This is a genomic window from Saccharothrix sabaoui, from assembly GCF_051756985.1.
In the GTDB taxonomy this organism is placed as follows: Bacteria; Actinomycetota; Actinomycetes; order Mycobacteriales; family Pseudonocardiaceae; genus Actinosynnema.
On sequence record NZ_JBPKJK010000071.1, the window covers coordinates 34874 to 44521 of the forward strand.

General features: G+C 75.8%; 7 protein-coding genes. 6 read left to right on the forward strand and 1 reads right to left on the reverse strand.

The window, feature by feature from the left end; translation table 11 throughout:
- Nucleotides 1-149: 149 nt before the first annotated feature.
- The 3 genes from ACR807_RS22430 (at nt 150) to ACR807_RS22440 (ending at nt 2810) form a co-directional block, all read left to right on the forward strand.
- Nucleotides 150-935 carry an alpha/beta fold hydrolase gene (locus ACR807_RS22430; RefSeq protein WP_438923345.1) on the forward strand — a complete coding sequence of 262 codons (786 nt, stop codon included), beginning with the start codon at nt 150-152 and terminating at the stop codon, nt 933-935.
- 142 nt (nt 936-1077) lie between these two features.
- The gene (gene nhaA, locus ACR807_RS22435) at nt 1078-2376 is read left to right on the forward strand and encodes a Na+/H+ antiporter NhaA (protein WP_438923346.1); all 1299 of its coding nucleotides are present in this window, start codon (nt 1078-1080) and stop codon (nt 2374-2376) included.
- Between the two features lie 32 nt (nt 2377-2408).
- A complete protein-coding gene (locus ACR807_RS22440) occupies nt 2409-2810 on the forward strand; it encodes an ATP-binding protein (RefSeq protein ID WP_438923347.1) in 402 nt (133 codons plus the stop codon).
- 6 nt (nt 2811-2816) lie between these two features.
- Here ACR807_RS22440 and ACR807_RS22445 read toward each other — a convergent pair whose 3' ends face one another.
- Nucleotides 2817-3179: an STAS domain-containing protein gene (locus tag ACR807_RS22445; RefSeq protein ID WP_438923348.1), complete on the reverse strand. Its 363-nt coding sequence runs from the start codon at nt 3177-3179 to the stop codon at nt 2817-2819.
- Nucleotides 3180-3387: 208 nt separating this feature from the next.
- Between ACR807_RS22445 and ACR807_RS22450 the strand changes: the two genes are divergently transcribed.
- The 3 genes from ACR807_RS22450 (at nt 3388) to ACR807_RS22460 (ending at nt 9268) form a co-directional block, all read left to right on the forward strand.
- Nucleotides 3388-7551 (forward strand): SpoIIE family protein phosphatase, encoded by a 4164-nt coding sequence (locus ACR807_RS22450; protein ID WP_438923349.1) that lies wholly within the window; start codon nt 3388-3390, stop codon nt 7549-7551.
- The gene (locus tag ACR807_RS22455; protein WP_438923350.1) at nt 7551-7847 is read left to right on the forward strand and encodes an STAS domain-containing protein; all 297 of its coding nucleotides are present in this window, start codon (nt 7551-7553) and stop codon (nt 7845-7847) included. The genes ACR807_RS22450 and ACR807_RS22455 overlap by 1 nt, the downstream gene beginning before the upstream one ends.
- A gap of 467 nt (nt 7848-8314) precedes the next feature.
- Entirely contained in the window at nt 8315-9268 is a 954-nt protein-coding gene (locus ACR807_RS22460) for an anti-sigma factor RsbA family regulatory protein (protein ID WP_438923351.1), read from the forward strand.
- The last annotated feature ends 380 nt before the right edge of the window (nt 9269-9648 follow it).

Below are 9648 nucleotides of genomic sequence, written 5' to 3' on the forward strand. Positions count from 1 at the left end.
GCACGGCCGTGCGATACCCGCGGCGGCCCACCGCATCCGAGCAGGGCCGAGCAAGGCCGAGCAGGGCCGGGCAAGGCCGGGCAGGGCCGCCGGTTCACGGGGGTGATCAAGGGGTACCCGCCGCCCATGAGCACCCGGGCCTGCGCGCGGTGACCCGTCCCGCCCCGACGGCCACCCGCCCGGACCGGGTGTCGGCCGAGTTGACCGAGGTCGCGGGCACCCGCGTGCACGCCGCCGTGCTGGGACCGCGCGGTGCGCCGGACGTGGTGTGCGTGCCGGGCCTCGGCTGTTCGCACCGCTACTTCCTGCCGCTGGCCCGGTGCCTCGCACCCGGTGCGCGGGTGGCCGCGGTGGACCTGCCCGGCTTCGGCCGCACGCCCGGCCCGCGCGAGGCGCTGGACGTCCGGGGGCTCTCCCGCGCACTGGCCGACTGGCTGCGGGCGACCGGCCGGGGCGGCGCGGCGCTGGTGGCCAACTCCGCGGGCTGCCAGGTCGTCGCGGACCTGGCGGTGCACTCCCCCGACCTGCTCGGCCCGGCGGTCCTCGTCAGCCCGACGGTGGACCGGCACGCCCGGTCGACGCCGAGGCAGCTGGCCCGGCTGCTGGCCGACGTGCCGCGCGAACGGCCGGCGCTGGTCCCGCTGCTGACCCGCGACTACCTGACCTGCGGTCCGCGCCGGATCGCCGCCACGTTCGGCCACCTGCTCGACGACCCGGTCGAGCTCAACCTCGGTCACCTCCGCACGCCGACCGCCGTGGTGCGCGGCAGCGGCGACCCGATCGTGTCGCGGGAGTGGGCCCGCGAGGTGGCGGCGCTCCTCCCGCGCGGCCACCTCGTCGAACTGGCCGGCGCCGCGCACGCCGCGCACCACTCCGCGCCCGCCGAGGTCGCCCGGATCACCCGCGCGCTGCCGCGCGTCCCGGACCGGTCGTGACCGGCCGGCGCCGGCGGGCACGGCCCCGGAGCTTTTGCGCCGCCCGGCACCCGCCGTTAGGGTCGTGGCGTTGCTCCTGACGGGGCATGGTGTGCCGGGAAGCCTGGTCGGCGTCGCGCCCGACCGACCCCAGGAGCCGCCCGTGAACCGCAGCACCGCAGCCAAGCTCTTCGACCGCGGCTCGTGGCCCGAGGCCAAGCGCGTCGCCGACATCCTCCGCCTGGAGACCGTGGGCGGCGTGATCATGCTCGTGGCCGCCCTGCTCGGCCTGGTCTGGGCGAACTCGCCGTGGGCACCGACCTACGAGGCGCTGCGCGCGGTCGAGTTCGGCCCCGGGTCGCTGCACCTGAGGCTGACCGCGGGCCAGTGGGCCTCCGACGGCCTGCTGGCGATCTTCTTCTTCGTGGCGGGCCTGGAGCTCAAGCGCGAGTTCGTGGCGGGCGACCTGCGCGACCCGCGGCGCGCGGCCGTCCCGGTGGCGGCGGCGTTCGGCGGCGTGGCCGTGCCCGCCCTGATCTACGCCCTGGTCAACCTCGGCTCGCCGGACGCGGCCGCCGGCTGGGCCATCCCCACCGCGACCGACATCGCGTTCGCCCTGGCCGTCCTGGCGGTGATCGGCCGCAACCTGCCCTCGGCGCTGCGCACGTTCCTGCTCACGCTCGCCGTGGTGGACGACCTGATCGCCATCGTGATCATCGCGCTGTTCTACACCGACCACCTGGCGGTGACGCCGCTCCTGCTGATGCTGGTCCCGCTGGCCCTGTTCACGGTGCTCGTGCAGCGCCGGGTCCGCTCCTGGTGGCTGCTGCTGCCCCTGGCCGCGGCCACGTGGGCGCTGATGCACGCCTCGGGCGTGCACGCCACGGTGGCCGGCGTCCTGCTCGGCTTCGCGGTCCCGGTGATCCGCCGCAAGGCCGGCGAGGGCCCGGGCCTGGCGGAGCACTTCGAGCACCGCTGGCGGCCCGTGTCGACGGGCGTGGCGGTGCCCGTCTTCGCGTTCTTCGCCGCGGGCGTGGGGATCGGCGGCCTGGACGGCCTGGCCGCGTCCCTCGCCGACACCGTGACCCTCGGCATCGTCGCGGGCCTCGTGGTGGGCAAGCTCGTGGGCATCACCGCGAGCACCTGGCTGGTCTCCCGCTTCACCAGGGCGACCCTGGACGACGACCTGGCCTGGGTGGACGTGGTCGGCCTGGCCGTGCTGGGCGGCATCGGCTTCACGGTCTCGCTGCTGGTGGGCGAACTGGCGTTCGGCGAGGGCACCACCCAGTACGACGACGCCAAGGTGGCCGTCCTCCTCGGGTCCCTGCTGGCCGCCCTGGTCGCGACCCTGATCCTGCGCGCCCGCAACCGCGTCCACCGCCGCATCCACGAGGAGGAGACGCGGGACGACGACCGGGACGGCGTCCCGGACGTCCACCAGCGACCGGGCGGCGCCGGGTGACCGGACGCCCACCGGCGACCGGGCGGCGCGGGGTGACCGCGCCGCTGATCAGCAACAACCCGCTGGTCTGGGACGTGACCGGGCAGGCCCCGCAGCTCGCCCGGGTGCGCGGCTGGGTGGCGGACGGGGTGCCCCGCCTGGCGGGCACCGACGTCCTCGACGACCTCCTGCTGGTCGTCACCGAACTGGTCGGCAACGCCCACGACCACGCGCGCGGGCCGACGGTGCTGCGGCTGCTGCGCAACCTCGGGCCGCTCGACCGGGTGCGGATCGAGGTCGACGACCCGTCGTCCCGGCCGCCCGTGCCGGGCCGGTCACGCCTGGCCGGGACACGCGGCCGGGGGCTGGTGCTGGTCGGGGAGCTGTCCCACCGGTGGGGGTGGAACCCCACGCCCACCGGCAAGACGGTGTGGGCGACCGTCGCGTGCGGCTGACCCGCCCTACGCGCCGCGCCGGGCGTGCGCGGACCGGAGCGCCTGCTCGACGGTGGGGTGCAGCGACAGGACCTGGTCGAGCCCGACGATGCCGAACACGCGGGTCAGGTCGGGGCTGAGACCGGCGAGGTCGAGGGAACCGCCGGCGGCCTCGGCCCGCTGGTGGGCGGTGACGAACACGGTGATGCCGGTGGAGTCGCAGTAGGAGAGGCCGGTCAGGTCGAGCACGATGCCGGCGGTCGACGGCACCGCGTGGACGGCCTCGCTCAGCTGGGGCGCGGTGTGGTGGTCGAGCTCGCCGGAGACCCGGAGCACGGCCGGCCCCCCGGGCTGGGAACTGGTGCTGACGGTGAAGACGCGATCGGTCACCGGTTCTCCCTGCGTGGTGGGTTTCGGGCGGTCGTCGGTCGAGCGGGTTCCCGGACCGCGTCCCCGTGCCCCGGACAGCCACCCACCAGGTGTGATCTCCTATCCTACGGACCGCGTCTCCGGGTTCCCACGGCGGCGGTGATCGACGGCCGGTGGCACGTCGGGGCAGCGGTCCCGGACCTGGTCGGCGCGTACGAAGGGGTCTCCAGTGGCGCGTTCCGACGACACCGGGCACGGGTGGCCGAGGGCGGGCACCGACGTGTTCGCCGCGGACGACGAGGTCGGCCGGCACCTGGCCGCCGTCGACTGGGCGACGACCCCGCTCGGGTCGCCGGACGGCTGGCCGCAGAGCCTGCGCACCGCGGTGAGCATCCTGCTGTCGTCCCGGTTCTCGATGTGGATGGCCTGGGGACCGGAGCTGACGTTCTTCTGCAACGACGCCTACCGGCGCGACACGCTGGGCCGCAAGTACCCGTGGGCGCTGGGCCGGCCCGCCGCCGAGGTGTGGGCGGAGATCTGGGGCGACATCGGGCCCCGGATCGACACCGTGCTGACCACCGGCAGGGCGACCTGGGACGAGGCGCTGCTGCTGTTCGTGGAGCGGTCGGGCTACCCGGAGGAGAGCTACCACACGTTCTCCTACAGCCCGCTGCGCGACGACGACGGCGTCGTGGTCGGGATGCTGTGCGTGGTCAGCGAGGACACCGACCGGGTCGTCGGCGAGCGGCGGATGGCGACGCTGCGCGACCTGGGCTCGGACCCCAGCGTGGTGCGCACCGAGGAGGAGATGCTCGGTTTCGCCGGCCGCCAGCTCCAGCGCAACCTGCGCGACCTGCCCTTCACCCTGACCTACCTGTTCCAGGACGACGGCGGCGCGCGGCTGGCGGCCACGACCGGCGTCCCCGCCGACCACCCGATCGCGCCCGCCGCGCTGCCCGCCGGCGAGCAGGGCCCGGTGTGGCCGACCGCGGTCCCCGCGCGCGGGGACACCGCGCTGGTGGCGCTGCACGGCGAGCCGTTCACCGGGCTGCCGGGCGGCGACTGGCCGCAGCCGCCCGCGCAGGCGCTGGTGACGCCGTTGCAGCAGCAGGGCGGCGCGCCCTACGGGTTCCTGGTGATCGGGCTGAACCGCTACCGGCCGCTGGACGACGGCTACCGGGGGTTCGTCGACCTCGTCGCGGGCCACGTCGCGACCGGGATCGCCAGCGCCCGCACCTACCAGTCGCAGCAGCGGCGGGCCGAGGAGCTGGCCGAGCTGGACCGCGCCAAGACCGCGTTCTTCTCCAACATCAGCCACGAGTTCCGCACCCCCCTCACCCTGATCATGGGGCCGGTGGCGGAGCTGCGCGACCGGCTGGCGGGGTCGGACCCGCAGGCGTCGCAGGAGCTGGGGCTCGTCCACCGCAACGGGCTGCGGCTGGGCAAGCTCGTCAACACGCTGCTGGACTTCTCCCGCATCGAGGCCGGCCGGATGCAGGCCGGCTACGAACCCGTGGACCTGTCCGCCGTCACCGCCGAGCTGGCCGGCGTGTTCCGCTCCGCGGTCGACCGGGCCGGCCTGGCCTTCGAGGTCGACTGCCCGCCGCTGCCCGAACCCGTGCACCTCGACCGCGGCATGTGGGAGAAGGTGGTCCTCAACCTGCTCAGCAACGCGCTGAAGTTCACCTTCGACGGTTCGGTCGGCGTGTCCGTGCGCGCCGACGGGCCCGAGGCCGTGGTCACCGTCAGCGACACCGGCATCGGCGTCCCGGCCGACGAGATGCCCCGGCTGTTCGAGCGCTTCCACCGCATCGAGCACGCCCGCTCCCGCTCCACCGAGGGCAGCGGCATCGGGCTCGCCCTGGTGCGGGAGCTGGTCGGCCTGCACGGCGGCACCATCACCGCCGACAGCACCGAGGGCCGGGGCACCACCTTCACCATCCGCCTGCCCTTCGGCTCCGCCCACCTGCCCGCCGACGCCCTGGTGCCGGCCGGCACCGCCACCCCGGTGGCCGGCACCGCCGCCCCGTACGTGCAGGAAGCCCTGCGCTGGCTGCCCGACGGGGACGACGGGCCCGACGGCGAGGCGCCCGACGGCGGGGGACACGACGGCGGGGCGCACGGCCCCTCGGTGCCCGCGACGGTGGTGGTCGCCGACGACAACGCCGACATGCGCGGGTACCTGACCCGGTTGCTGTCCGACGCCGGCTACCGGGTCCACGCCGTCACCGACGGCGTGGAGGCGCTGGAGGCGGTCCGCGTCCGGGAGCCCGACCTGCTCGTCAGCGACGTGATGATGCCCCGCCTGGACGGCCTGGCGCTGGTGGGCGCGCTGCGCAACGACCCGCGCACCGCGGCGGTCCCGGTGCTGCTGCTGTCCGCCCGCGCCGGGCAGGAGGCGTCCATCGAGGGCCTGCACGCCGGCGCGGACGACTACCTGGTCAAGCCGTTCGCCGCGGCGGAGCTGCTGGCCCGGGTGCGGGCGAACGTCGAGCTGTCCCGCCTGCGCAACCACCACGCCCGCTGGCGCACCGCGCTGATCGACTCCCTCCAGGAGGCGTTCTTCGTCTGCGACGAGGAGGGCGCCGTCGTGGAGATCAACACCGCCTTCACCGACATCCTCGGCTACGGCGCCGAGGGCCTGCCCTACGCGCCGGTGCACCCGTGGTGGCCGGACGCCCGCACCGACCCCGGCGCCCACGAGCAGGTCGCCGACGCCTTCGCCGCCCTGGTGGCCCGGGGCCGGGGCAGCTACACGGTGCCGGTGACCCACCGCGACGGCCACCAGCTGTGGATCAGCGTCACGTTCAACTCCGCCCAGGACCCCGACACCGGGCGCACCGTGGTCGTGGGCACCTTCCGCGACGTCACCGCCGAGCACTACGCCATCCAGCGCGACACCGCCCTGGCCGCGCTGAGCATGCGCCTGACCCGGGCCACCAGCCTGCCCGAGGCGCTGGACGGGGCGCTGGACGAGTTCCGGGAGCTGTGGCGCGCCCGCCGGGTCCTGGCCGCCGTCTTCACCGACCGCGACGCGCCGCAGCTCGCCGCCACCGAACCGGGCCTGGACTGGGACACCCTGGACGAGCAGCACCGGGCGACCCTCGGCGCGCTGCGCGAACGCCCCCTGCTGAGCCAGACCGGCGTCGGGGCGACGGGCACCGGCATCACCCTGGAGCACCCCTCGGGCACCATGGCGCTCTGGCTCGACCTGGACGCCCACCGGCCGTTCACCGACGAGGACAAGGTCCTGCTGTCGCTGCTGGCGGGGCACCTGGCGCAGGGGCTGAGCCGCGCCCACCAGATCGACCAGCAGCGCGAGACCGCCATCGCGCTCCAGCGCGCCATCCTCGGCCCCGCCAGCCTGCCCGAGGGCTTCGTGGTCCGCTACGAGCCCGCGGCCCGTCCCCTGGAGGTCGGCGGCGACTGGTACGACACCGTCCCGCTGCCGGACGGCCGGATCGGCATCGTGGTGGGCGACTGCGTCGGCCGGGGCCTGGAGGCCGCCGCGGTGATGGGGCAGCTGCGCAGCGCCTGCCGCGCCCTGCTGCTGCAGGACGTCGGGCCCGCCCGCACGCTGTCGGCCCTGGACCACTTCGCCGCGGGCGTGCCCGGCGCCGTGTGCACCACGGTCTTCTGCGGCGTGCTCACCCCGGAGACGGGTCACCTGGTCTACTCCCGGGCCGGCCACCCGCCCGCCATCCTCGCCCACCCGGACGGGACCACCCGGCTGCTGGACGAGGGCGGCTCGACGCCGCTCGCCGTGCGCCCCGGCGTGCGGCGCCCCGAGGCCGAGTGCACCCTGCCGCCCCGCGCGACCCTGCTCATGTACACCGACGGCCTCGTCGAACGCCGCCGCCGCCCGCTGACCGCGGGCATCGACCAGGCCGGGCAGGCCGTCCAGGAGGGCCGCGACACCGCCCTCGACGACCTCGCCACCCAGGTGATGGCCCGGCTGGCCCCGGCCGGGGGCTACGACGACGACGTGGCGCTCCTGCTCTACCGCCACCCGGCCCCGCTGGAGCTGTCCTTCCCCGCCGAGGCCGCCCAGCTCGCGCCGGTCCGCAAGACCCTGCGCGGCTGGCTGACCCGCTGCGGCCTGCCCGCGCAGGACGTCCAGAACGTCCTGATCGCCGCCGGCGAAGCCTGCGCCAACGCCGTCGAGCACGGCCACCGCGACGCGACCGGCGACCCGGTCCGGCTCCGCGCCGAGGCGCTCGTCGACGACCTGCGCCTGACCGTGGTCGACACCGGCCGCTGGCGGACACCGCAGCCCGAGGTCGACCGGCACCGCGGTCGGGGCGTCACGTTGATGCGCGCGCTGATGCAGCGCGTCACCATCACCCCCGGTCCGGGGGGCACCACCGTCGACATGCACCTGAGGATCCCCTGATGACCACGCCCCTCACCCTCACCCCCGGCCGCGCCCCGGACGGCACGGCGGTCCTCAAGGCCGTCGGGGAGATCGACCTGAGCAACACCCCGGCCCTCGCCGCCGCCCTCGACGGCCTGCCGGGGCGGCTCGTGGTGGACCTGACCGAGGTCGAGTACCTGGACAGCGCGGGGCTGAGCGTCCTGTTCGACCACGCCGACCGCATCGAACTCCTCGCCGCGCCGCTGCTGGAACCGGTCATCACCATCTCGGGCCTGGCGGACGTGGTGGTCGTCCGCTCCCCCGGCGGGAGCTGAGCGCCGTCCCCCTGACGTGGGCTTCCAGGGGTGGGTACCCCCTTTTGGCTTCATCCGTTCGGGTGAACGACACGTGAGCCTGTTTCGCGGTGACGGGCCGGGGCGATAGACCGGACAGCGCCGGGGGCACGCCCCCCGACCCCCGGCGCCTTCACCACCCGACCAGGTCGGGAAACGCGCCGGTGCCGCCTCCCGGACGCCGTGGCACCCACCACCGCGCACCGGACGGCCGCCCGCCGGCCGGGCGCGCGGGGCGGGCGACGGCGGTGCCACGCGTACCGGCCCGCCCCCCGGCGGGTTACTGTTGACGCGCAACGGCCCGGAACTGGGCCCGGCGGGAGCTCTGGGGCGGACGTGATCACGCACGGCAGTCGGGAACGGCGGGTCCTGGACGGGGACCGCGGCTCCCGCCCGCGCCCGACGTCCGCCGCCCCCGCCCCGGTCGTCAGCGCACAGGAGGTGGGCGCGTGACCGCCGCCCCGCACCCGCCGACCCTGGTCCACCAGGGCCTGGTCTACGGCAGCGACGACGAGTTCCTGTCCGCCACCGCGCCGTTCTGCGCCGATGGCCTGGAGCGGGGCGACGCCGTGCTCGCGGTGACCACCGCCGCCAACGCCGCGCTGCTGGCCCGCGCGCTGGGCGAGTCCGCCGGGCGGGTGGAGTTCGTCGACGCCGAGGACTGGTACCGGGCGCCGGGGCGCACGCTGAGCGCCTACCACCGCTACGTCGACCGGCACGCGGTGAAGGGCCCGCACCCCCGGGTGCGGGTGATCGGCGAGCCGGTGTGGCACGGCCGCGACGAGCTGGAGACGGCCGAGTGGACGCGCTACGAGTCGGTGATCAACCTCGCCTTCGCCGACTGCCCGGCGTGGATCGTCTGCCCGTACGACACCCGCGTGCTGCCCGGTCACGTGGTGGACGACGCCCGGCGCACCCACCCGCAGCTGGCCGTGGGCCGGTCCGCGCGGGCCAGCGACCACTACACCGGTCCGACGGCCGCGGACGGCTCCTGGGAACGCCGGCTCGCCCCGCTGCGCGCCGACGGCGAGGAGGCCGTGCTGCGGTTCGGCACCGACCTGTCGGCCGTGCGCGCCTTCGTCGCGCGGACCGCCGCCGCGCTGGGCATGTCCGGCGAGGCCGTCGCGCGGCTGGTCTACAGCGTCAACGAACTCGCCACCAACGCCGTCCGGCACGGTGGCGGCGGCGGGCAGGTGACCCTGCGCCGCGTGGGTCCGCGCGTCATCTGCGACGTCACCGACCCGGGCGCGGGTCCCGTCGACTGGTACCAGGGCTACCTGCCGCCCGACCCGGGGCTGCGGCGGGGGTGCGGCCTGTGGCTCGTGCGCCAGTTCTGCGACCTGCTGGAGGTCGACCACCGGGCCGGGCGCACCACCGTGCGCCTGCACGCCGACCTGGGCTGAGCCCGGCGCGCACACCCCGCCGGCGCGCACACCCCTCCGGCGCGGAACCGCCGCTCGCGGCACCCGCTTGCCCGGCCGGGCGTGCACACCGAGTGACCGCTGCGTGCGGTGCGTGACCGGACCGGTTCCCCCGTCACCGCCGGGGCTGACGCGTCGACCCGGGAGTGGGGCGCGCGGCCGACGCGGTCCGCGCGGCCGACGTGGGTGCAACCCTGTCCTCGACGGGCGCGGCCCGTCGCCGCACATCCGGTTCGACGAATCTGGAGACACCATGGGCTACCTGGTCAGCTTCAACGCCGCCGAGGTCGAGGACACCGAGATCCCCGCCGACGTCGCCACCGAGGTGGAGTCCGAGGACACCGCGGAGTCCGCCGGGTCCG

Coding starts and splice junctions, on each gene's coding strand:
- ACR807_RS22455 (WP_438923350.1), top strand. CDS start 7,551: ATGACCACGCCCCTCACCCTCACCCCCGGCCGCGCCCCGGACGGCACG.